This is a genomic window from Curtobacterium sp. MCBD17_034, assembly GCF_003234515.1.
Classification (GTDB): Bacteria; Actinomycetota; Actinomycetes; order Actinomycetales; family Microbacteriaceae; genus Curtobacterium.
In genome coordinates, this window is the sequence record NZ_QKTN01000001.1 from 80,031 (window position 1) to 101,465 (window position 21,435).

General features: G+C 73.2%; 22 protein-coding genes. 12 read left to right on the top strand and 10 right to left on the bottom strand.

The features are described from left to right. Positions 1–48: 48 nt before the first annotated feature. Both DEI92_RS00400 and DEI92_RS00405 read right to left on the bottom strand, forming a co-directional pair. On the bottom strand, positions 49–549 hold the full coding sequence (locus DEI92_RS00400) for a MarR family winged helix-turn-helix transcriptional regulator (protein WP_111011952.1): 501 nt from the start codon (positions 547–549) through the stop codon (positions 49–51). A 58-nt stretch (positions 550–607) separates the two neighbouring features. After that, positions 608–979, bottom strand: a complete 372-nt coding sequence (locus DEI92_RS00405; protein WP_111011953.1) for a VOC family protein — start codon at positions 977–979, stop codon at positions 608–610. A gap of 82 nt (positions 980–1,061) precedes the next feature. Here DEI92_RS00405 and DEI92_RS00410 point away from each other — a divergent pair, with 82 nt between their 5' ends. The 3 genes from DEI92_RS00410 (at position 1,062) to DEI92_RS00420 (ending at position 4,180) form a co-directional block, all read left to right on the top strand. Beyond that, positions 1,062–1,718 carry a nucleoside/nucleotide kinase family protein gene (locus DEI92_RS00410; RefSeq protein WP_111012363.1) on the top strand — a complete coding sequence of 219 codons (657 nt, stop codon included), beginning with the start codon at positions 1,062–1,064 and terminating at the stop codon, positions 1,716–1,718. 32 nt (positions 1,719–1,750) lie between these two features. Next, complete coding sequence (locus DEI92_RS00415) at positions 1,751–2,620, top strand: SDR family oxidoreductase (protein ID WP_111011954.1); 870 nt, start codon at positions 1,751–1,753, stop codon at positions 2,618–2,620. A gap of 132 nt (positions 2,621–2,752) precedes the next feature. Further along, entirely contained in the window at positions 2,753–4,180 is a 1,428-nt protein-coding gene (locus DEI92_RS00420; protein ID WP_111011955.1) for an ATP-binding protein, read from the top strand. A 9-nt stretch (positions 4,181–4,189) separates the two neighbouring features. Here the strand turns inward: DEI92_RS00420 and DEI92_RS00425 are convergent, their stop codons facing one another. The 4 genes from DEI92_RS00425 to DEI92_RS00440 all read right to left on the bottom strand — a co-directional run bounded on the left by DEI92_RS00425 (position 4,190) and on the right by DEI92_RS00440 (position 8,197). Continuing rightward, positions 4,190–5,434 carry a CynX/NimT family MFS transporter gene (locus tag DEI92_RS00425; RefSeq protein WP_111011956.1) on the bottom strand — a complete coding sequence of 415 codons (1,245 nt, stop codon included), beginning with the start codon at positions 5,432–5,434 and terminating at the stop codon, positions 4,190–4,192. After that, a complete protein-coding gene (locus DEI92_RS00430; protein WP_111011957.1) occupies positions 5,434–6,084 on the bottom strand; it encodes an HAD hydrolase-like protein in 651 nt (216 codons plus the stop codon). The genes DEI92_RS00425 and DEI92_RS00430 overlap by 1 nt, the downstream gene beginning before the upstream one ends. Positions 6,085–6,189: 105 nt before the next feature. Continuing rightward, positions 6,190–6,885 (bottom strand): endonuclease NucS, encoded by a 696-nt coding sequence (nucS, locus tag DEI92_RS00435; RefSeq protein WP_111011958.1) that lies wholly within the window; start codon positions 6,883–6,885, stop codon positions 6,190–6,192. Positions 6,886–6,898: 13 nt separating this feature from the next. After that, positions 6,899–8,197 (bottom strand): MFS transporter, encoded by a 1,299-nt coding sequence (locus DEI92_RS00440; protein WP_111011959.1) that lies wholly within the window; start codon positions 8,195–8,197, stop codon positions 6,899–6,901. A gap of 87 nt (positions 8,198–8,284) precedes the next feature. Here DEI92_RS00440 and DEI92_RS00445 point away from each other — a divergent pair, with 87 nt between their 5' ends. Beyond that, positions 8,285–9,415: a LacI family DNA-binding transcriptional regulator gene (locus DEI92_RS00445; RefSeq protein ID WP_111011960.1), complete on the top strand. Its 1,131-nt coding sequence runs from the start codon at positions 8,285–8,287 to the stop codon at positions 9,413–9,415. A gap of 105 nt (positions 9,416–9,520) precedes the next feature. On the opposite strand, the gene DEI92_RS00450 is transcribed toward DEI92_RS00445, so the two are convergent. After that, positions 9,521–10,861 (bottom strand): MATE family efflux transporter, encoded by a 1,341-nt coding sequence (locus DEI92_RS00450; protein WP_111011961.1) that lies wholly within the window; start codon positions 10,859–10,861, stop codon positions 9,521–9,523. Positions 10,862–10,959: 98 nt separating this feature from the next. Beyond that, a complete protein-coding gene (locus DEI92_RS00455) occupies positions 10,960–12,393 on the bottom strand; it encodes a uracil-xanthine permease family protein (RefSeq protein WP_111011962.1) in 1,434 nt (477 codons plus the stop codon). 69 nt (positions 12,394–12,462) lie between these two features. Here DEI92_RS00455 and DEI92_RS00460 point away from each other — a divergent pair, with 69 nt between their 5' ends. The 3 genes from DEI92_RS00460 (at position 12,463) to DEI92_RS00470 (ending at position 15,894) form a co-directional block, all read left to right on the top strand. Beyond that, positions 12,463–14,430 carry a M13 family metallopeptidase gene (locus DEI92_RS00460; RefSeq protein WP_111012364.1) on the top strand — a complete coding sequence of 656 codons (1,968 nt, stop codon included), beginning with the start codon at positions 12,463–12,465 and terminating at the stop codon, positions 14,428–14,430. A 45-nt stretch (positions 14,431–14,475) separates the two neighbouring features. Then, positions 14,476–15,378, top strand: a complete 903-nt coding sequence (locus DEI92_RS00465; protein WP_111010354.1) for a serine hydrolase — start codon at positions 14,476–14,478, stop codon at positions 15,376–15,378. Between the two features lie 222 nt (positions 15,379–15,600). Continuing rightward, positions 15,601–15,894: a hypothetical protein gene (locus tag DEI92_RS00470; protein ID WP_111011963.1), complete on the top strand. Its 294-nt coding sequence runs from the start codon at positions 15,601–15,603 to the stop codon at positions 15,892–15,894. Between the two features lie 12 nt (positions 15,895–15,906). Here the strand turns inward: DEI92_RS00470 and DEI92_RS00475 are convergent, their stop codons facing one another. Further along, positions 15,907–16,302 (bottom strand): NUDIX domain-containing protein, encoded by a 396-nt coding sequence (locus tag DEI92_RS00475; protein WP_111011964.1) that lies wholly within the window; start codon positions 16,300–16,302, stop codon positions 15,907–15,909. 35 nt (positions 16,303–16,337) lie between these two features. Then, a complete protein-coding gene (locus tag DEI92_RS00480) occupies positions 16,338–17,621 on the bottom strand; it encodes a glutamyl-tRNA reductase (RefSeq protein WP_111011965.1) in 1,284 nt (427 codons plus the stop codon). Between the two features lie 104 nt (positions 17,622–17,725). Between DEI92_RS00480 and hemE the strand changes: the two genes are divergently transcribed. From hemE to DEI92_RS00505, 5 genes are all read left to right on the top strand, one after another. Beyond that, complete coding sequence (hemE, locus tag DEI92_RS00485; RefSeq protein WP_258369799.1) at positions 17,726–18,856, top strand: uroporphyrinogen decarboxylase; 1,131 nt, start codon at positions 17,726–17,728, stop codon at positions 18,854–18,856. Then, the gene (locus DEI92_RS00490; protein WP_111010350.1) at positions 18,853–20,202 is read left to right on the top strand and encodes an NAD(P)/FAD-dependent oxidoreductase; all 1,350 of its coding nucleotides are present in this window, start codon (positions 18,853–18,855) and stop codon (positions 20,200–20,202) included. Before hemE ends, DEI92_RS00490 begins: the two co-directional genes overlap by 4 nt. 97 nt (positions 20,203–20,299) lie before the next feature. Then, complete coding sequence (locus tag DEI92_RS00495) at positions 20,300–20,560, top strand: hypothetical protein (protein ID WP_111010349.1); 261 nt, start codon at positions 20,300–20,302, stop codon at positions 20,558–20,560. Between the two features lie 52 nt (positions 20,561–20,612). After that, positions 20,613–21,077, top strand: coding sequence for a phage holin family protein (locus tag DEI92_RS00500; protein WP_111011966.1), 465 nt, complete (start codon positions 20,613–20,615; stop codon positions 21,075–21,077). A 13-nt stretch (positions 21,078–21,090) separates the two neighbouring features. Further along, positions 21,091–21,339, top strand: coding sequence for a hypothetical protein (locus DEI92_RS00505; protein ID WP_111011967.1), 249 nt, complete (start codon positions 21,091–21,093; stop codon positions 21,337–21,339). Positions 21,340–21,435 lie beyond the last annotated feature (96 nt).

The following is a 21,435-nucleotide window of genomic DNA, read 5'->3' on the forward strand; positions in this document are numbered from 1 at the left end:
ATCCGACCGGGGTACCCCGGTCGTTCAGCGGTGGCCCGTGCCCCCGGATCAGCCCTGGGGCACGCCGAGTTCCAGCGCCCGCACGACCCGGTCGAGCAGGCCCACCAAGCGCTTGCGGTCCCGCGGGCCCAGCTCGTCGAGCACCACGCGCAACGCGTCCTGCGTCCCCCCGACCGCCTCCCGCATCGCGGTCTTCGTCGTGTCGGACAGGCAGATCAACTTGCTGCGGCGGTCCGTCGGATCGACGTCACGGAGCACGTGGCCGCGAGCCCCCAGGCGCTCGAGGATGACGCTCGTCGCGGCGCTCGTCATGCCGACGTGCTGCGTGAGGTCCTTGACGCGGACGGCACGACCGACCGCCTCGGCCCGCGCGATGAACTGGAGGACGACGAGGTCCGTGCCCCCGACACCGAGCCGCGCGCGGAGCCGTGAGCGGAGCGCCGCATCCGCCGTCTCCACGCGGGTCAACGCCGCCACGACGTCGATCGCCTCGTCGATGCGTTCGTCGTCACGACGCATGCGGTCGTCGTCGGCGGTCGGCTCGGACACGATGCTCCCCGGGGTCGTTCGATCTGCGAACAGTTTGCCACCGCGACCGTCGATGCGCTCAGCTGTCCCCCACCACGCTCATGACGTTGCCCGACGGGTCCGTGAACCAGGCGATCAGCGGCCCGCCGTGGCGGTTCACCCCCGAATCGTCCGTCAGCCCCTCGTACTGCTCGAACACCACGCCCCGCTCCGTCAGGTCCGCGACCGTCGCGGGGACGTCCGGCACCGGGAAGTTGAGGACCGTGAACGACGCCGGCTCGTGCGCGTCGCCCTTCGGGTACACGAGCACGGGCGTCCCGCCGCCGACCTCGAGCATGAGCATGCCGTTCGCCTCGTGCACCGACAGTCCGAGCACGTCCTCGTAGAACGCCCGCGCCTCGGCGGTGTCCCGCACCGAGAACCCGCTGAACGCCCTCGTCGCATCGATCATGGCCGACAGTGTCCCTCCGACCGTGCCGGAGCACCAGACCCCGCGTCCTGGCATCCGGACCGTCGGGTGGGAGACTTGCGACATGCCGCCCACCCCCGCCGCCCTCGACGTCGCGGCCGCGGTGGAGCGGGCCCTCACGCTCGTCGCCGACCGTCCGCCCGCCGGGAGGGCCGTGCTCGGCATCGCGGGCAGCCCCGGCTCCGGCAAGTCCACCCTCGCGCGCCGTGTGGTCGCCGCCGTCACCGAGGCGCACGGGCCGGGCGTCGCCGTCCAGGTGCCCATGGACGGGTTCCACCTGGCGAACACCGCGCTCGCCGCCCTCGGACGGTCCGACCGGAAGGGCGCGATCGACACCTTCGACGCCGCCGGCTACGTCGCGCTCGTGCGCCGGCTCGTCGCCGCCGACGAGGACGTCACGTGGGCGCCCGACTTCGACCGGCGGGTCGACGAGCCCGTGGCGGGCAGCATCGCCGTGCCACGCGCCGTGCGACTCGTGGTCACCGAGGGCAACTACCTGCTCGACCGGGACGAGCCGTGGGCACTGCTGCCGGGCCTCCTGACCGAGACCTGGTTCTGCCGGACCGACGACGCCGTCCGGATCGACCGGCTCGTCGGACGCCACATGCGGCACGGCCGCGACCACGCGGCGGCCCGGGCTTGGGCGACCGAGGTCGACGGCGCGAACGCCCGGCGCATCGAACCGACGGCGGACCGCGCCGACCTCGTCGTCACCACCTGACCCCCACCGCACCCGACCGGGAGGACCGGCACATGTCCGACACGACGCCCAGCACGGCGGATCCCCAGCCCGTCATCGCCGTCACCGGTGCCACCGGGCACGTCGGCGGTGCCGTCGCGCGGGCGCTCGCCGCTGGCGGTCGACCGTTCCGCGCGGTCGTCCGCGACCCGGCCCGGGCACCCCGGCTCGCCGGAGCCGAGGTCGCCGTGGCCGCCTTCGCCGACGCGGACGCCGCTCGTGCCGCGCTCGCCGGTGTCGACGTCCTGCTCATGGTCTCGGCGGCCGAGGCGGAGGACCGCCTCGAGCAGCACCGCACCTTCGTCCGCGCCGCTGCCGAGGCCGGGGTCCGCCACGTCGTGTACACGTCGTTCGTCGGCGCGGCACCCGACGCCACCTTCACGCTCGGGCGCGACCACCACGCCACCGAGGAGGCGATCCGCGCCTCCGGCATGACGTGGACGTTCCTCCGCGACTCGTTCTACCTCGACTTCGTGGAGGAGCTCGTCGGCGAGGACGGCGTCATCCGCGGTCCGGCCGGGGACGGTGCGATGGCGGCGGTCGCCCGAGCGGACGTCGCGCGGGTCGCGACCACGGTCCTCCTGGACCCGGACCGGCACGCTGGAGCGACCTACGCGCTCACCGGGCCCGAGGCCGTCACCCTGGCCGAAGCGGCGGCGGTCGTGTCGGACGTCCGCGGCCGCACGGTGACCTACCACCCCGAGACGCTCGACGAGGCGTACGCGTCACGGGCGCGCTGGGACCCCGCTCCGTGGCAGGCGGACGCCTGGGTGAGCACGTACACCGCGATCGCCGAGGGTGCGCTCGCGGCCGTCAGCGGTGACGTCGAGCGGGTGACCGGGCGGCGCCCGATGTCCCTGCGCGAGGTGCTCGCGGCGGGCTGATCGCCCGCACTCAAAAGAGGTGCTGCGCTCACCGGTGCCGTTCCATCACCCCGCTCATCAGGCATTTTCAACTGTCAACAGGGCGTGAGCAGCCGGTACTCGAAACCTACTTGAAGCCGTAGGCTCGGTCCGATGAGCGCGAACGACGTGGACCGTGCCCTCGCTGCTCCGCGCGACGAGGTCGGTCCCAAGCTGTGTGCCCTCCTCGAGGACCAGTGGTTCGACCGGAAGTCGATCCGGATCCAGGCGAAGGACCTCGCACAGCATCTCGTCGCGTTCGCGAACGCGGAAGGTGGCGTGATCGTGCTCGGTCTGAGCGACGGCCGGGTCGAGGGATTGAAAGCGAGTGCCGGGCGCCTCAACGACTTCCAGCAGACGGCGATCGACCACACCGTGCCACCCGTGCGGGCGCGCGTGGATCAGACACGTTGCGTGAATGACGCAGGCGAGATCGATACGTTGGTGGTCGTCCGCGTCGACCCTGGCGAAGTCGTTCACGAGATGAAGAACGGAGACTGCTACCTCCGCGTCGGAGACGAATCTCGGAAGCTCCGCCATGAACAGCGCCGCGAGCTCGAGTACGACAAGGGACAAGCGCAGTGGGACGGGCATCCGTTGCTCGGTCTTCGGCGGGACGACCTCAACCGCCAGCTCCTCGAACAGTTCCGCAGTGCCACGGGCGCTTCCGGCACGTTCGATCGTCTTCTGAAGGCGCGCAGCCTCGTGACGCGGCACGGCGAGTACACGAACGGTTGCTATCTGCTGTTCGGTGAGCACCCGCAGGACGAGTTCCCTCAAGCGCACATTCGGGTGATCCGATACCTGGGTCCTGAGCGTGGCACGGGCGCTCGCCTGTCGGTTGACGACACCAACGACCTCAGGATCGAGGGACCGATCCCCTATGCCATCACCAAGGCCGCTGAGGAGATCGAACGTCTCGTCCCGCGGAAGAGGTCGCTGCGCGCCTCCGGTCTGTTCGAGAGCGAGCCCATCGTCCCGAAGGATGCGTGGCTCGAAGGTGTCGTGAACGCGGTCATCCATCGCTCCTACAGTCTCGGCGGTGACCACATCCGGGTCGAGATCTTCACGGACCGGATCGAGATCGAGAGTCCGGGCCTCTTCCCCGGTCTCGCTGACCCGGCGCGGCCTCTTGACATCAGTCGCTTCGCCAGGAACCCGCGGATCGCAAGGGTCTGCGCCGACCTCCGGATCGGTCAGGAACTCGGCGAGGGAATCCGGCGCATGTTCGACGAGATGCGGCGGGTCGGCCTGACGGATCCCGTGTACGTGCAGAGCCAGGGAAGCGTGAAGCTGACACTCCTGGCCCTTCCACGTATCGACGAACGAACGGCGGCTCGACTGCCGGCTCGCTCGCAGGAAGTACTCGACGTCATGCGTGCCGCAGATCGAGACCTGGGAACGGGGGAGATCTCGCAGCTGGTCGGATTGAGTAGACCGGCGACGAAGGCGCGCCTCGATGCGCTCGCTTCCGAGGCACTCATCGAGTGGATCGGCAAGTCGGAGCGAGATCCGCGAGCCGTGTGGCGGCTGCGGAACTGACCGACCTCGCTAGTCGACGTTCCGGGCCGCGATCGTCCCCGACACCCCGAGCACGAGCACCGCACCGACGACGACGAGCAGGGGCACGGTCCAGCCGCCCGAGGCCTCGTGGAGCGTCCCGGCGACGAGCGGACCCGCACTGCCGAGCAGGTACCCGCCGCCCTGCACCAGCGCGGACATGCGGCGCGCGTCGGCGTCGGTCGTCACGAGCCGCACGACGATGATGAACACGATCGTGATGCCGCCACCCTGGGCAGCGCCGCCGCAGATCGACCAGAGGAGCCACAGCTGCGGTGCGAGGAGCAGCCCGAGCGGCATCGCGAGCCAGAACAGACTGACGAGCACGATGATCGAGCGAGGCCGCCACCGGGACGCGAGCACGGGGACGCCGAGGGCCCCGACGACCGCGAGGATCTGGAAGACCGAGGAGCTCGCGCCCGCCGAGGCCGTGTCGAACCCGATCTCGTCGTGCAGGAGCGTCGGGATCCACGCGGTCAGGGCGTAGTACGAGAACGCCTGACCCGCGAACGCCAGGACGAGGCCCCACGTGACGAGCCGCCGCGCCGGGGCTGGTGCGGTGGCGTGCCGCTGGGTCTCCGGGACGAGGACCTGGTCGATCGGGCCGGTGACCGGGAGCGGCTCCGCGCTCGCGGTGATCGGACCTCGGAGTGCGGCGCGGACGCCGACCGCGCGCGACCACGCGGCAGCCGCGATGAGCACGAACACGCCCCAGATCGCGATCGCGACGGGCCAGCCGACGACCGCGGCGAGGGGGGCCGTGCCGAGCGAGGTGATCATCGACCCGACGTTGAGCGCCGACGTGTAGACGCCGGTCACGATGCCGACGCGCTCGGGTGAGGAGTCACGGCGGATGACGACGGGCACGACGACGTTCCCGATCGTGATCGCGATGCCGATGAGCGCCGTCCCGGCGACGAGGGCCCACGACGTGCCCGCGGAACGGAGGAGCGTGCCGGCGAGCACCCCGACGAGCGACGCCGTCACGGCACGCTCCGGGTCGAGCCGGGCGATCACCCACGACGCCAGCGGCGTCGCGAGCGCGAAGCACAGCACCGGGATCGTCGTGAGGAGCCCGGCGACCGTCGGGGTCAGGCCGAGGTCGTGCCGGACATCGCCGATGACCGGGGCGACCGCCACGACGGGACCGCGCAGGTTGAGCGCGATGAGCACGATCGCCGCGGGCAGGAGCCACGCGGCCCGCTCGCGGACCCGGGCGCCGGTGCGGTCGGACATCACAGCAGGATGGGGAGCAGGTCGAGCGGCTCGGCGGCCCGGGCGATCGTGCCGGCGGCCTCGGCGGGGGAGCCGTACCCCCACTCGGCGAACACGACCGGGACGCCGTGGGCGGCGGCGCCCTCGACGTCGTGGTGTCGGTCGCCGACGAGGACCGGCCGCGACACGTCGACCCCGCGCGCGGCGAGCCGGCGCAGTGCCTCGGCGACGACGTCGGCCTTGGCGCTGCGGACCTCGTCGTCACTCGCGCCCGTCACGACGTCGAGGTACGGCAGGAGCCCGAAGTGCTCGAGGATGTAGGTCGCCGGGGTCTCGGGCTTGCTCGTCGCGGTCGAGGTCGGCACGCCGGCCTCGTGCACGCGCCGCAGGACCTCGGGCATCCCCGGGTACACCCGCGCGTCGAGGGTGCCGTGGGCGAGGTAGTGCTCCCGGTAGACCTGCAGCGTGTGCTGGACCTGGTCCTCGTCCATCCCCATGCTGCGGAACGAGTCGAGGATCGGCGGCCCCACGAAGCTGAGGAGCGTGGCGGGCGACGGCACCGGCACCCCGATGCGTTCGAACGTGTACGTGAGGCTCGACGTGATCCCGGGCGCCGAGTCGCAGATCGTGCCGTCGAGGTCGAACAGGATCGCGGAGAACGGGCTGGACATCGGTTCCAGCCTATGGGACGGGCGCTGCGTGGCCGTGGTGGGTGGGGCCTCCCGGCCGGGAGGCACGTCCCCACCCCGTCGCGTCGCTCGCGGAGCGCGCGTGGTTCAGAACAGGCGGGTGTGCCCGCCCTCGATGCCGCGCATGGCGTCGTAGTCGAGGACGAGGCAGCGGATCCCGCGGTCCTCGGCGAGGGTGCGGGCCTGCGGCGCGAACGTCTGCGCCGCCAGGACGCCCTGCACCGGGCGGAGGTGCGGGTCGCGGTTCATGAGCTCGAGGTACCGCGTGAGCTGCTCGACCGCGTCGATCGTGGCGTTGCGCTTCATCTCGACCGCGACGGCGGCACCGGCGGCGTCGCGGGCCAGGATGTCGACGGGGCCGATGGCGGTCATGTACTCGCGACGGACGAGCGTGTGGCCGTCGCCGAGGAGCTCGATCTGCTCGGCGAGGAGCTGCTGCAGGTGGGCCTCGACGCCGTCCTTGACGAGCCCCGGGTCGACGCCCATGTCGTGGGTCTCGTCCGAGACGACCTCGTGGATGCTGACGACGAGGCGGTCCTGCGTCTTCTTCTGCGTGACCGTCCAGACCTCGGTGATGCCCGCGGCCGCCTGGTCCTCGTCGGGCTCGGCCGTGCTGATCGTGCAGGGCGGGCTCATCCAGTTGAGCGGCTTGTAGCTGCCGCCGTCGGAGTGGACGAGGAGCGAGCCGTCCGACTTGAGCATGAGGAGCCGGGTGGCCAGCGGGAGGTGGGCCGAGAGTCGTCCGGCGTAGTCGACGGAGCAGCGGGCGATGACGAGACGCACCCGACGAGCCTAGTCAGCGCCGGCGGGCGGGTTCGTCCGTGTCGAACCGGTTCCTTCCGGTCGAACCGCCGGATGCGGGTGTTCCACCGGAAGGGCGCGGTTCGACCTGGGGGCGGGTGCGCTCGCGGGCGGCACCCGACGCGAGCCCCGCGAGGACGATGAACACGACCACGACGAGCAGGGCGTGCAGGAGCCCGAACTGCTTGCCGAGGAACCCGATCACGGGCGGGCCGGCCAGGAACGCGACGTAGCCGATCGTGGCGACGGCGCTCACGCGGATGGCCGCGTTCCGGGGGTCGTCGGCGGCGGCGGACATCCCCATCGGGAACCCGAGCGATGCTCCGATGCCCCAGAGCACCACGCCGACGATCGCCAGGGGCACCGACGGCACGAGGATGAGCACGAGCAGGCCGACGAGGGCGAGCGCCGCACTGCCGCGGAGCACCGGCACCCGGCCGAAGCGGTCGATCACGAACACACCACCCGCGCGACCCACCGTCATCGCCGCGACGAACACCGACAGCACGGCACTGCCCTCCGCGTTGGTCAGGCCGTGGCCGTCCACCATCGCGAGGGGCAGCCAGTCGTTCGCGGCACCCTCGGCCAGGGCCATCCCGAGGACGATGAGCCCGATGAGGATCGTGGCCGGGGACGCCCACACCTGCCAGCGGTTGAGGACGGCGACGGGCGAGGTGTCCGTCGACTCGGGGTGGGGCTCGGCACGCTCGTCGCGGAGTCGAGTGACGGCGACGACCATGCCGATGCTCGCGAGGACGCCGATGCTGCCGATGTGGATCCACACGGGGACGTCCGCGGCCTCGGCGGCGGAGCCGAGTGTCGCCCCGAGGAGGGTCCCGACGCTGAACGCGGCGTGGAACAGCGGCATGACGCTCCGCCCGCCGGAGCGTTCGGCGCTGGCCCCGGAGACGTTCATCGACACGTCGCACAGACCGTTGCCGAACCCGAACGCGGTGAGGCAGCCCCAGATCGCCCAGGACCCCCAGCCGGCCGAGACGGCGATCGACGCGCTCACCATGCCGACGACGAGCAGGACCGCGGCGACCTGGATCCCGCGTCGTGCCCCGAGCCGGGCGACGATGTGGCTCGCCGCGGACAGCCCCACGATGGAGCCGACCGACATGCCGAGCACGAGCAGCCCCATCTCGGACGTCGAGGCGTGCAGCGAGTCGCGGACGCTCGGCACCCGTCCGAGCCAGGTGGCCATGTCGAGGCCGGAGAGGGTGAACACGACGAACACGGCGTTGCGCCAGGTCCGCGTGCCCGGGGTCCGGGTGCTCGTCGGCGTGGTCACACGGCCTCCTCGTCGTCGATCCGGTGCGGGCGGTCATTCGTCACTCGAATCGATTCGACCCAGGATCGGTCGTTACGCTACCGAGCCATGGACAACGCGGCAAGGGAGACCGGCGCGTCGGACGTGGGCACCGCCTCCAGGCCGCGTGGTGACGCCCGACGCCCGACGCTCGCCGCCGTCGCGCGCGCGGCGGGGGTGGCACCGTCGACCGCCTCGCTCGCGTTCAGCGGTGCCGGTCCGGTCGCCGCGGAGACGAAGGAGCGCGTGCTCGCCGTCGCGGCCGAGCTCGGGTACGACGGCCCGGACCCCCGCGCACGATCGCTCCGCCGCGGCCGGTCCGGGGTGGTCGGCGTCGTGCTCGACGACCGCCTCAGCGACGCCTTCCGTGACCCGGTCAACGTACAGACCCTCGACGGGATCGCCGAGGTCGCCGGTGCCGCGGGCGCCTCGTTGCTGCTCGTGCGGAGCCCGCTCGACGGCGCGGAGGGGTTCGGGCCGCTCGTCGACGCCCCCATGGACGCGGTCGTGCTCATCGGCTGCAACGTCCGGATCGACGCCGCGGTCGCGGTCCTCCGGCGGCGCGAGATCCCCGTCGTCGCGGTCGAGGCCGAGCACATCGCCGGCGCCGTGCCGATCATGCTCGACAACCGGGACGCGTCACGGCGGGGTGCGGAGTACCTCCGCGACCTCGGCCACACGGACGTCGCCGTCGTCGCGCTGCCGATCGACCCGGACCGCACACGCGGGCCGCTCACGCCCGAGCTCGCCGGCCGGGCGACGTCGTTCATCGCCCTCGAGCGCCTCCGCGGCGTGCACGAGGTGTTCCCCGACGCCGCCGCCGTCGTCGCGGGCGGCAGCGCGGTCGAGGAGGGCCGCCTCGCCGGGGCGACCCTGTTCGCGGGACCGTCCCGGCCGACCGCCGTCGTCGCGCAGAGCGACCTGCTCGCCGTCGGGGTCATCGTCGCGGCGCTCGACGCGGGACTCCGCGTGCCGCAGGACGTCAGCGTCGTCGGGTTCGACGGCATCCGGATCGACGACAGCCTGCTGCACCGCTCGCCCGTCCAGACCCTGACGACACTCGTGCAGCCCGCCGTGCAGAAGGGTCAGGCCGCCGCGCGGGCCGCGCTGGCGATGCTCGAGGGCGAGGAGCCCGAGCCCGCGGCCTTCCGGAGCGAGCTGCGCGTCGGGGACACCGTCGGGCCGCCGCCGGTGCACTGAGCCGGGACACGGTCGGGCCGCCGCCGCTGCGCTGAGCCGCGCCGCTGCGTGAGCCGCGCCGCGCCGCGCCGCGCCGACAGGCCGTGCCGGGGGCCGCTCTCGCGGTCAGGACGCCATCGCACGCCGGATCCACCCCGGCCGGTGCGCCCGCACGCCGAGCGTGATCGCCCGGATGCCGATGTACCCGAACGAGAACGCCGCCCAGAGCGGTACGGGACCGGCGTGGATGCCGCCGGGAGGCGCCGCGTCGGCCCCGTGGGACCCGGCCCCCTGCGACACCACCCACAGCAGCGGCAGGTACACGACGAGGTTCACGAGCCCCGCCAGCGCCAGGTACCGCGCGTCGCCGGCACCGATGAGCACGCCGTCGAGCACGAACACGTACCCCGCCACCGGCAGCCCGATCGCGGTCACCACGAGCAGCGCGGGCAGCAGGGACCGGACGGTCGCCGCGTCCGAGAACACCGGCCCGAGCACCCCGCTCAGCGCGGCCGTGAGCAGCCCGAGGAGCACCCCGCCCGCGACGCCGAGCACCACGAGGCGGGTCGTCACGAGCCGGACCCGGTCCGCCTGGCGTGCTCCGAGCGCGTGCCCGACCAGGGCCTGGCCGGCGATCGCCAGGGCGTCGAGCGCGAACGCCAGGGTCGAGAACACCGTGAGGGCCACCTGCGTCGTCGCGAGTCCGGCGACCCCCAAGTCCGCGGCGACCGAGACCGTCGCGAGCATCGCCACCCGGAGCGACGCCGTCCGGAGGAACAGCCACGCGCCGGAGCGGAGCGCCCGCACCACGCCGGAGACCCCGGGGCGCAGCGACGCGCCGGTGGAACGGGCCCCCCGGACCGCGATCACGACGTACACGGCCGCCATCGCCCACTGGACGACCACGGTCCCGAGCGCGGAGCCGGTCACCCCCATCCCCGCCCCGTAGATGAGCACCGCGTTCAGCCCGCCGTTCACGACGAACCCCACCGTGGCCACGACCAACGGCGTGCGCGTGTCCTGGAGGCCCCGCAGCAGCCCGGTGGACGCCGTCACCACCAGGATCCCCGGCAGACCGACGAGCGACACGAGCAGGTAGGCCGTCGCCGTGGCCGAGACGCCGGTCGACGCGCCGAACAGCCCCACGAGCGGTCGGGCGAGTGGCCACCCGACGAGCGCCAGGACGACCCCGAGTCCGAGCGCGAGCCACATGCCGTCGAGGCCGGCGTGCACGGCGCCCCGGCGGTCCCCCGCTCCGAGCGCCCGGGCCACCGCCGGTGTCGTCGAGTACGCCAGGAACACGAGCAGCCCGGTGGCTGTCTGCAGCACGCTCGACGCCAGCCCGACCGCCGCCAGGGGTGTCGCGCCGAGGTGCCCGACGAGCGCCGTGTCGGTCATGAGGAACAGCGGCTCGACGACGAGCGCGCCGAGGGCCGGCAGTGCCAGCCGGACGATGTCGCGGTCCACCCGGGAGGCGCGGCCCCGCCCGCCCCGTGGCGGACGTCCCGGGGTGGCCGAGCGGGCGGTGGCCGAGCGGGCGGTGTCCTCGGGGCCGGGGTCCGGCGTCACCGCCGGTCGGTCGGCGTGTTCCGCGCGGTCGGCGCGGTCGCGGGTCCGCTCTCGGTGCCGGTGCCGGTGCCGGTGCCGGTGCCGGTGCCGGTGGGGACACCGAGTGCGTCCCGCGGACCGGTGTCGGGCCTCCCGATCGTGTCGGCGACGTCGGCGGCGCCCACCGCGTCCGTCCCGCGTGCCCGACCGATCAGGTCCATGAGGTGGTAGACGACGATCGCGGCGACGGTGCCGATGACGATGCCGCCGAAGGTCGCGCCGCCCACCCCGAACGTGAAGTCCGCGATGCCCATGACGAGCGCGATGCCCGCCGTGAGCTGGTTCTTCGGCCGGGCGAAGTCGACGCGGTTCTCGACCCAGATGCGGATGCCGATGATGCCGATCAAGCCGTAGAGCGCGGTCGTCGCGCCACCGAGCACCCCGGTCGGGACGGTCGCGATGACGGCGCCGATCTTCGGCGACAGCCCGAGCAGGACCGCCACGATCCCCGCGACCCAGTACGCCGCCGTCGAGAACACGCGCGTCGCGGCCATGACGCCGATGTTCTCGCCGTACGTGGTCGTGGCCGAGCCGCCGCCGAGTCCCGCGATGACGGTCGCGACGCCGTCGGCGAGGAGCGCACGCCCCGTGAGCGGGGTGAGGTCCCGTTCGGTGAGCTGCCCCACGCCCTTGACGTGCCCCACGTTCTCGGCGATCAGGGCGAGCACGACCGGGAGGAACCCGAGGTACACGGCGAGGTGCCCGCCGTCGAAGCGCGGCGCGGTGAACGTCGGGAGGCCCACCCACGCGGCCCGCGCGACCGCCGAGTAGTCGATCTGGCCCGCCAGGACCGCGACGACGTACCCGACGACCACCCCGACGACGATCGAGAGTCGGCCGATCATGCCCCGGAACAGGACCGTGCACAGCACGATCGCCGCCAGGGTGACGAGCCCGATGACGGGGGACTTCGTGAAGTCCGCCTTCGCCGTCGGGGCGAGGTTGAACCCGATGAGCGCCACGATCGCCCCGCTGACGACGGGTGGCATGAGGACGTCGATCCACCGCGAGCCCGCGAGGTGCACCACGACCCCGACCACGGCGAGCAGCGCACCGACGAGCACGATGCCGGACAGGGCCACCGGGATGCCCCCGACCTTGGTCGCCGCGGCGATCGGGGCGAGGAACGCGAAGGACGACCCGAGGTAGCTCGGCAGCCGGTTGCGCGTCACCACGAGGAACAGCAGCGTGCCGATGCCGCTGAACAGCAGGGTGGTCGACGGCGGGAACCCGGTGATGAGCGGGACGAGGAACGTCGCACCGAACATCGCCACGACGTGCTGGACGCCGAGGCCGACCGTCCGACCCCAGCTGAGGCGTTCCTCGGGGGCGACGATGGTGGTGGCGGAGACCGTCCGGCCGTCCCCGTGGAGCGTCCAGGGAAGAGGCATGGCCGAACCCTACCGGGGCCGGGCCGCAGCCCGGGGGAACGCCATGGGATCGTGGCTATGGTGGTCGGCATGACTGCCGAGCGCGAGCGCCCCTCCGGGATCCAGACCGACGACATCGACGCGACGGTCCGGCCGCAGGACGACCTCTACCGGTACGTCAACGGACGGTGGATCGCCGACACCCCGATCCCGGACGACAAGGCGCGGTACGGCTCGTTTACCGTGCTCGCCGAGGCGGCGGAGGAAGCCGTCCGCTCCATCATCGAGCGGTCGCAGCAGGCCCTCCCGGGGACCGAGGCCCGCAAGGTCGGCGACCTCTACACGAGCTTCATGGACGAGCAGGCGCTCGAGGTCCTCGGCAGCGGCCCCATCGACCCCCTGCTCGGCGAGATCGACCTCGTGCAGGACGTCTCGGACGTGCTGCGACTCGTCGGCCGGTTCGAGCGCCTCGGGGTCTCGAGCTTCGTGCAGCTGTTCGTCGACAACGACCCGGGTGACCCCGAGGCCTACGTCGTGTTCCTGGAGCAGGGCGGGCTCGGGCTGCCGGACGAGTCCTACTACCGCGAGGACCGGTTCGAGGACATCCGCGGTCGCTACCGCGAGTTCGTCGGGGCCATGTTCCCGCTCGCCGGCTTCGACGAGGGCGCGATCCGCACCCAGAACGTCATCGACCTCGAGACCGCGCTCGCTGCGTCCCACTGGGACAACGTCACCACGCGGGACAGCCAGAAGACCTACAACCGCATGAGCTGGGCCGAGGCCGAGGCGCTCGCCGAGGGCGTCCGGCTGTCCGAGTGGGCCGAGGCCGTCGGCGCGCCGGTCGACGTGTTCGACACGGTGGTCGTCCGCGAGCCGGGCTTCCTGACCGGGCTGGCGCACGAGCTCCGCACGCGGCCCATCGGCGCGTGGAAGGACTGGCTGCGCTGGCAGGTCATCCGGTCCTCGGCGCCCTACCTGACCACGGCGTTCTCGGCCACGAGCTTCTCGTTCTACGGCACCGCACTCACCGGTGCGCCGAAGCAGCGCGACCGCTGGAAGCGCGGCGTCTCGCTCGTCGAGGGCGCGATGGGTGAGGCCGTCGGCAAGATCTACGTGCAGGAGCACTTCGACGAGACCGCGAAGGCCGCCATGGACGCCCTCGTCGCGAACCTCGTCGAGGCGTACCGGCAGAGCATCACGGGCCTCGACTGGATGACCGACGAGACCCGGCAGCGTGCGCTCGACAAGCTCGCCAAGTTCACGCCGAAGATCGGCTACCCCGTCCGGTGGCGCGACTACTCGGCGCTCCAGGTGACGCCGGACGACCTGCTCGGGAACGTCCGCGCCGTCGCGTCGTTCAACGTCGACCGCGAGCTCGGCAAGATCGGCAGGCCGATCGACCGCGACGAGTGGTTCATGACGCCGCAGACGATCAACGCCTACTACAACCCCGGGTTCAACGAGATCGTGTTCCCCGCGGCGATCCTGCAGTTCCCGTTCTTCGACCAGCAGCGCGACGCCGCGGCGAACTACGGGGCCATCGGAGCCGTCATCGGACACGAGATCGGGCACGGGTTCGACGACCAGGGCTCGCAGTACGACGGCGACGGACGCCTCCGCAACTGGTGGACGGAGGCCGACCGCGCCGCGTTCGAGGAGCGCACGAAGGCCCTCATCGCGCAGTACGACGCGCTCGTGCCGACCGAGGTCCCGGACGGCCGCGTCAACGGTGCGCTGACGATCGGCGAGAACATCGGTGACCTCGGCGGACTCGCGATCGCGTGGAAGGCCTACCTCATCTCGCTCGACGGCCAGGAGCCCCCGGTGATCGACGGCATGACGGGTGCTCAGCGGTTCTTCCTCAGCTGGGCCCAGTCGTGGCGGATGGCGATCCGCCCGGAAGAGGCCGCGCGCCTGCTCAGCATCGACCCGCACTCCCCGAACGAGTTCCGCTGCAACCAGATCGTGCGGAACATCGACGAGTTCGCGGCGGCCTTCGGGGTCACCGAGGGCGACGCCCTGTACCTCGCTCCGGAGCAGCGCGTCGCCATCTGGTGACGAGCCGCGACCGGTCAACCCCGTCCCGAGGAGCGTGTGGGCCCAGTGGTCGAACGCGACGTGTCGCCACGGCGGCACCAGGCACGGTCACGTGCCGCCGGGCGGCACCGCGGTGACGTCGAGGCCGCCTTCGCCGCGACGGTCGACGCGCTCGGGTCACTCGCGTACGACGGAGCCCGCGTCAGTGCGTCGGTGATCGACACGACGACGGGGCGGGCCCTGCTCGCGGTCGACGAGCGGGTGGTGCTCCCGGTCGCCGGGGTGGGGAGGCTCCTCCTGCTCATCGAGGTCGCGGCCCAGCTCGAGGAGGGCCGGCTCCACGGCGACCGGCTCCAGCGCATGGCCCGGGACACCGCCGGCGGACCTGGGCTGTGGCAGTTCCTCCAGGAGCCCACGCTGCAGGTCCCCGACCTCGCGACCCTCGTCGGAGCGGCCGCCGACGCCTGGGCGACGAACGCGCTGCTCTCCACCGTCGGCATCGAGGCCGTCCGGCTCCGCGCCGAGTCCCTCGGCGTCGACCGCAGCGCCGTGCTCGACCGCGTGCGCGACCGGCGCGGCCCGGACGACGCACCCGACCAGGCCGTCGCCGCCGCGGCGGAGCTCAGCTGGCTCATGCGGGGTCTGGCGCTCGGCGAGGTCGTCGACGAGGCGACGAGCAACCGCGTGCTCGGCTGGGTGTCGCTCGGGATGGACACCACCCTCGTCGCCGGGGCCTTCGGGCTCGATCCGTTGGCGCACCGTGGGCTCGACCACGGCCTCCAGCTCGTCGCGGTGACCGGGACCGGGCCGGGCATCCGCAGCGAGACCGGGGTGCTGCGCGGGCCGTCGTCGTCCGTCAGCTACGCCGTGACCGTCGGGTTCGAGGACGACTCCCTGCAGCGGCGGCTCGCGGTCGTGGAGGCGCTCCGCACGATGGGCGCGGACATCCTCGACCACGTCCACGCCTGACGAGCTCGCCCCGCCCCTTCCGCCTGTTCTCGACGGTGCGGGCGTCGGTCGACAGCGGCACCGTCGAGACAGGGCGGAGAGGGTGGGGCCGCTGGTGCGCCGCGGAGGCCGGGACCAGGCGGGAGGGGGAGACTGGCACCGACCGGACGCGGTGCCGACGACGACGCCGGACGGTGACCACGGCCGCCCGTGCGACACGGACGGCCAGGAGGGCGGTTCCCGATGGCTGGCAAGCACGAGCAGACCCGGAACGACGACGGCGGACGCGAGGACGGCCCCGCGGTCGTCGCGGGCGAGTACGTCGACTCCGACATCCCGGGCGAGCAGCCACAGGCCGACGCCGAGCCGGTGGGGGAGTACGTGAGCAGCGACGTTCCCGGCGAGCTGCGGGTGGGCGACACCGACCCCGCGGGCGAGTACGACGACTCCGAGATCCCCGGCGAAGCCCGGATCCGGACCGAGGAGCCCATCGGCGCCTACGACGACGCGGACGTCCCGGAGGACCGCGGGGCGTGACTCGCGCCGCCCTCAGTCGACCAGGTCGGCCTCGACCATGCGGCGGAGGGTCTCGACCCCGGCGGGCGGACACCGGTGTGCGTCGGCGGAGGTCACCCAGTCGACGGCGTCCACCTCGGCCGACGGCACGGGCTCCTGGCCGACGAGGGCGGACGGCGCGACGAGGAACAGCTCCATGGCGACGCGTGTGCCCGGCGCCTGGCCGTGTGCGTCCTCGGTGACCGTGCCGAACGGCTGGCAGTCGGCGGGCGTGAGGCCGAGCGTGGTCTCCTCACGGGCCTCCCGGACGGCGGCGTCGACGGGCGTCTCGCCCGGTTCCACCTTGCCGCCGGGCAGGTACAGGACGTCGCGACCGCGCGACCGCACCATGAGCACACGGCGGTCGCGGACGACGAGCACCGCGCTCACGCGCAGCGTCCGGGAGGCCGTGCCCGGGTCGGTCGTCAGGACGCGTCCGCCGCGTGGTCGCCGAGGTCGCGGGCGCGCTCGCTCAACGGCACGACGGGCGCCGCCGGTGCCTCGGGCTCGATGCCGAAGAGCGCGTCGACCGCGGCGGTGAAGTCCTCGGCACGGCCCTGCCGACCGAGGTCGCGTGCGCGGACGGACGGGCGGTGCAGGAGCACGCCGGCCAGGTGTCGGAGGGCCTGCTCGGTGCGGTCGGACGAATCGCCGCGGTCCCGGGCGCGGGCGATCTCGGCGTCGAGGACGTCGAACACGTGCTTGCGGAGCGCGACGAGCGCGGGGGTGGCGGACTGCTCGAGGGCCGCGGTGTGGAAGCGCGTGACGGCGTCGTCGACGATCGCGCGGGCCTCCGACTCGGCGTTCAGCTCGGACAGCGGGGCGTGCAGGCTGATGGTCTCGAGGTCGAGCAGCTCGACGCCGTCGACCGATGCGGCCGCCGGGTCGACGTTCCGCGGCAGCCCGAGGTCGATCACGAGCCGACGCCCGGGGTGGTCGAGGTCCGAGGCGTGGACGACGGGCACCTCGCTCGAGGTGCAGGTGATGACGACGTCGCTCGCCGCGGCCGTGCCCGCCAGGTCCGCGACGGGCACCAGGTCGTGCTTGGCGGCGAACACCGGAGCGCGCCCGGACGGCGAGTACACGGCGATGTCGGCGACGCCACGGTCGCGGAGGGCGGCGACCGTCGTGGCGGCGTACCGGCCCGTCCCGACGAGGAGCACGTGGGTGTCGGCCCAGTCCGTGACGCGGGACGACGCGAGCTCGAGCGCGAGACGGACGATGGAGCGACCGGCGGCACCGATGCGCGTGCGCGTCTTGACGCCGCGCGAGGTGTGGGCGGCCTCTTGGAAGAGCCGTTCGAGGTCCGACGTCGTGGTACCGGCGGCACGGGCGCCCTCGAGCGCGCGACGCACCTGACCCGAGATCTCGGTCTCGCCGACGACGACGGACTCGAGACCGCTCGAGACGGCGAAGAGGTGGTGGACGACGTCGACGCCGTCGAGCACGCGGACGGAGGCGCGGACGTCGTCGGCGGCGAGGTCGCTGGCGGCGCTCACCGCGTCGATCGTGGCCGCGACGGCGGAGTCGCGGTCGCCCGCGACGTCGAGGTAGGCCTCGAACCGGTTGCAGGTCGCCAGGACCACGGCACCGTCGAGGACGTCCGATCCGCTCACGAGACCGTCCGCGGCAGCCGGTGCCCCGATGCTCAGTCGCTCCAGGAGGTCGAAGCTGGCGTTGCGATGCGACGCCGTGAGACAGATGAGCACGTACTCGATGGTACCGCGGCACGCCGACGGCCGGGGTCAGCGGGGGTCCCCCGGGCTGAGGACACGGCAAGGTGTGCACGGCGAGCGGGTGGGAGACTGGGCGCGTGATCGACTCCACGACCGTCGCGTTGCCCCCGACGCACCCGCTCGCCGACGGCCGGACCGCGGATGCCCCGCTCGTCCGGGCGCTCCGCGGGGACCGCCCCGAGCGCCTGCCGGTGTGGTTCATGCGGCAGGCCGGGCGGTCGCTGCCCGAGTACCGGGAGCTCCGTGTCGGCACCGCGATGCTCGACGCCTGCCTCGACCCGGCGATGGCGTCCGAGATCACCCTGCAGCCGGTCCGGCGCCACGGCGTCGACGCGGGCATCTTCTTCAGCGACATCGTCGTCCCGATCAAGCTCGCGGGCGTCGACGTCGACATCGTCCCCGGTCGGGGTCCGGTGCTCGGCCGGCCGATCCGCACCGCGGCGGACGTCGCGGCGCTCGAGTCCCTCGACCCGAGTGCCCTCACCCCGATCGCGGAGGCCGTGGCCCGGACCGTCGCGGAGCTCGGCACGACGCCGCTCATCGGGTTCGCCGGGGCCCCCTTCACGCTCGCCGCCTACCTCGTCGAGGGCGGCCCGAGCAAGGACCACATCCGCGCGCGGACCCTCATGCACGCCGACCCCGAGACCTGGGACCGCCTGCTCGGATGGGCAGCGGACGTCTCGGGGGTGTTCCTCCGCGCGCAGGTGCTCGCCGGCGCGTCCGCGGCGCAGCTGTTCGACTCCTGGGTCGGGTCGCTGTCCCGCGCCGACTACACGGCGCGGGTCGCGCCGCACTCCGCGCGGGCCCTGGCGCACGTGGCCGACCTCGGTGTGCCGACGATCCACTTCGGTGTCGGCAGTGGCGAGGTGCTCGCCGACATGGCGGCCGTCGGGGCCGATGCGGTCGGCGTCGACTGGCGGATCCCCCTCGACGACGCCGCGCGCCGCGTGGCCGGCGCCGACGTGACCCTGCAGGGCAACATCGACCCCGCGATGCTCGCCGCGCCGTGGCCGGTGCTCGAGGCCCACGTGCGGGACGTCGTGGCGCGCGGTGGTGCCGCGCGTGCGCACGTCGTGAACCTCGGGCACGGCGTGCCACCCGAGACGGACCCCACGGTGCTGACGCGCGTCGTCGGCCTCGTGCACGACCTCGGCGACGGCCGCACGACCGGCGACGGCCGCAGCGCCCACGAGGGGCTCGGCGCATGACCGCCGTCGTGGTGGTCGGCGGCGGCGTGGGCGGCCTCGTCGCCGCGCGTGACCTCGCCAAGGGCGGCGCCGACGTGGTGCTCGTCGAGGCGTCCGACCGGCTCGGTGGGATCGTCGACCGGCACACGGTGGCGGGCATCGAGCTCGACCTCGGCGCGGAGTCGTTCGCGACCCGCGGGGACACCGTCGGCACGCTGGCGATCGAGCTCGGCCTCGGCAACGAGATCGTGACCCCGGACCCCCGCGGTGCCTGGCTCATGACGCGTGACGGACGGGTGGCACCGCTCCCGCAGGCGGGCCTCCTCGGGATCCCGGGGAGCCCGACGGCGGCGGACGTCATCGCGGTCGTGGGCACGTCGGGGGCCCTGCGCGCGCAGATGGACTCGCTGCTGCCCGGACCGGTGGGCGCGAAGGCCCGGACGCTCGGCGAGCTCGTGCGTCGACGCATGGGGGACCGCGTCCTCGACGACCTCGTCGTGCCGGTCGCGGCGGGGGTGCACTCGACGCACCCGGACGAGCTCGACCTCGACCGCGTCGCGCCGGGCCTCCGCGCCGCCCTCCTGCGCGAGGGGTCGCTCGGCCGGGCGGTCCTGGCGCAGCGGGCCAAGGCGCCGGCGGGGTCGGCGGTCGCGGGGATCCGTGGTGGCATCGCCCGGCTCGTCGACGAGCTCGTGGCGGACCTCGACACGTACGGGGTCGACGTCCGTCTCGGCACCCGCGCCGTCCGGATCGACCGCACGGCGGTGGACGTCGTCCCCGTCGACGACGGCAGCGGCACGGGACGCCCGGGTCCGGCCGAGCGGCTGGTGGCGGACCACGTCGTCGCGGACGTCGCGGACCCGTCCCGGCTCGTCGGCCAGCGGGACGCGGCGATCGAACTCGTCACCCTCGTGGTGGACCAGCCGGACCTCGACGCGGCGCCCCGCGGCACCGGGATGCTCGTGCACCCGGACGCCGAGCGCGTGCGGGCGAAGGCGATCACGCACGCGACCGTCAAGTGGCCCTGGCTCGCCGAGCGCGCGGGCGGACGGCACGTCCTCCGGCTCAGCTACGCGCTGTCCGCGCGCGACGGGGCGGACGCCATCGGTGTCGGCACGAGCCTGGCGGTGGACCCGGACAGCGCCGTCGCCGAGACCGCCACCGCGGACGCCGCCGCGCTGCTCGGGGTGCCGATCGACGCGGGCGTCGTGATCGGCGCCGCCCGGGTCCGCTGGCGTGCTCCGGACACCGAGCCGGCCGGCCTCGCCGAGGGTGTGCTCGGCGTCGGCGAGGCGAGCGTCGGCCGGGGTCTGGCCGGTGTCGTCGCGACGAGCAGGTCGGTGGCCGCCGGCATCCTCGACGCCTGACCGAACCGGCAGAGCGGCCGGGGGCTACTGTGGGCGGAGTCCCGTCCGTTCGCCGATGCATACCGCTCGGCGCATGCCACAACCGAGAGGTCCCAACATGCGAGGCAGACTGATCTTCCTGACCGGCGTCGGAGTCGGCTACGTGCTCGGCGCCCGCGCCGGACGTGCGCGGTACGAGCAGATCCGCTCGGCGACCACGCGCGTCTGGAACAGCGACGGCGTGCAGAAGCAGGTGCACACCATCGAGGACTTCATCGCCGACCGGACGCCCGACGTCGCGGACTTCATCGGTGAGACCACGAAGAAGGTCGTGCGCAAGGCCGGGCCCAAGGGCTCGGGCGGCTCCTCGGAGTCCTGACCGTCCGAACGGCCGAGGCACCGTGACCCCGGTGCCGGAAGGAGCAAGCACGATGTCCGATACCCGAAGCGGTGAACGCCGCTCGCGGTCGTTGTTCGGCCTGGTCAGCGACGTCCCGCGGCTGGTCCGCGAACTCGTCAGGGGCGAGCTCGCGCTGCTCAAGGCGGAGATGCTCCAGAAGGCGAAGATCTTCGCGTTCGCGGCGGCGTTCCTCATCGTCGCGGTCGTGATCCTGTTCTACGCGATCGGCGTGTTCCTGACGGCGGCGGTCCTCGGTCTCGCCACGGTGATGCCGGGCTGGCTCGCGGCGATCATCGTCGCGGTCGTGCTGCTCATCATCGCCGCGGTCCTCGGACTGCTGGGGTACCGCCGGATCAAGACCGGCCTCCCGCCGCTGCCGGCGCGCACGATCCAGAGCGTGAAGAACGACGTCAACGCCGTCCGCGGCATGGGCCGCAAGCCGAAGCCGCCGGTGCAGCAGAGCAGCCGCCGGCCGGACGTCGACGGCACCTTCTGAGACGGGACGACCAGTGAGCGACACCCACGACAACGGACCCGACTTCGCCGCGCTCGACCGCCGCGTGGCGGCCACCCGCGCGCAGCTGTTCGACACCCTCGACGCGATCGAGGACTGGTTCGACGTGCCGAAGCAGCTCGGCGTGGCGGTGCACCGCACGCGGCAGGGGTTCGAGGACCACCCCGTGCCCTACCTGGCAGCGTTCGCAGGGGGCGCCCTGGTCGTCGGGGGTATCGTCGTCTCGGTGATCCGCCGCCGGTAGGCACCGGCCGGGGTCACCCGCCCCACACGGCCCGCGCCCGGGCAGCGTGCGCGCCACCGCGACAGCAGCGGTGAGCGACACGCGGAGCAGTGCGCT

Coding starts and splice junctions, on each gene's coding strand:
- DEI92_RS00415 (WP_111011954.1), top strand. CDS start 1,751: ATGTCCGACACGACGCCCAGCACGGCGGATCCCCAGCCCGTCATCGCC.
- DEI92_RS00445 (WP_111011960.1), top strand. CDS start 8,285: ATGGACAACGCGGCAAGGGAGACCGGCGCGTCGGACGTGGGCACCGCC.
- DEI92_RS00425 (WP_111011956.1), bottom strand. CDS start 5,434: ATGTCCGACCGCACCGGCGCCCGGGTCCGCGAGCGGGCCGCGTGGCTC.
- DEI92_RS00490 (WP_111010350.1), top strand. CDS start 18,853: ATGACCGCCGTCGTGGTGGTCGGCGGCGGCGTGGGCGGCCTCGTCGCC.
- DEI92_RS00495 (WP_111010349.1), top strand. CDS start 20,300: ATGCGAGGCAGACTGATCTTCCTGACCGGCGTCGGAGTCGGCTACGTG.
- DEI92_RS00420 (WP_111011955.1), top strand. CDS start 2,753: ATGAGCGCGAACGACGTGGACCGTGCCCTCGCTGCTCCGCGCGACGAG.
- DEI92_RS00455 (WP_111011962.1), bottom strand. CDS start 12,393: ATGCCTCTTCCCTGGACGCTCCACGGGGACGGCCGGACGGTCTCCGCC.
- DEI92_RS00470 (WP_111011963.1), top strand. CDS start 15,601: ATGGCTGGCAAGCACGAGCAGACCCGGAACGACGACGGCGGACGCGAG.
- DEI92_RS00500 (WP_111011966.1), top strand. CDS start 20,613: ATGTCCGATACCCGAAGCGGTGAACGCCGCTCGCGGTCGTTGTTCGGC.
- DEI92_RS00430 (WP_111011957.1), bottom strand. CDS start 6,084: ATGTCCAGCCCGTTCTCCGCGATCCTGTTCGACCTCGACGGCACGATC.
- DEI92_RS00410 (WP_111012363.1), top strand. CDS start 1,062: ATGCCGCCCACCCCCGCCGCCCTCGACGTCGCGGCCGCGGTGGAGCGG.
- DEI92_RS00460 (WP_111012364.1), top strand. CDS start 12,463: ATGACTGCCGAGCGCGAGCGCCCCTCCGGGATCCAGACCGACGACATC.
- DEI92_RS00405 (WP_111011953.1), bottom strand. CDS start 979: ATGATCGATGCGACGAGGGCGTTCAGCGGGTTCTCGGTGCGGGACACC.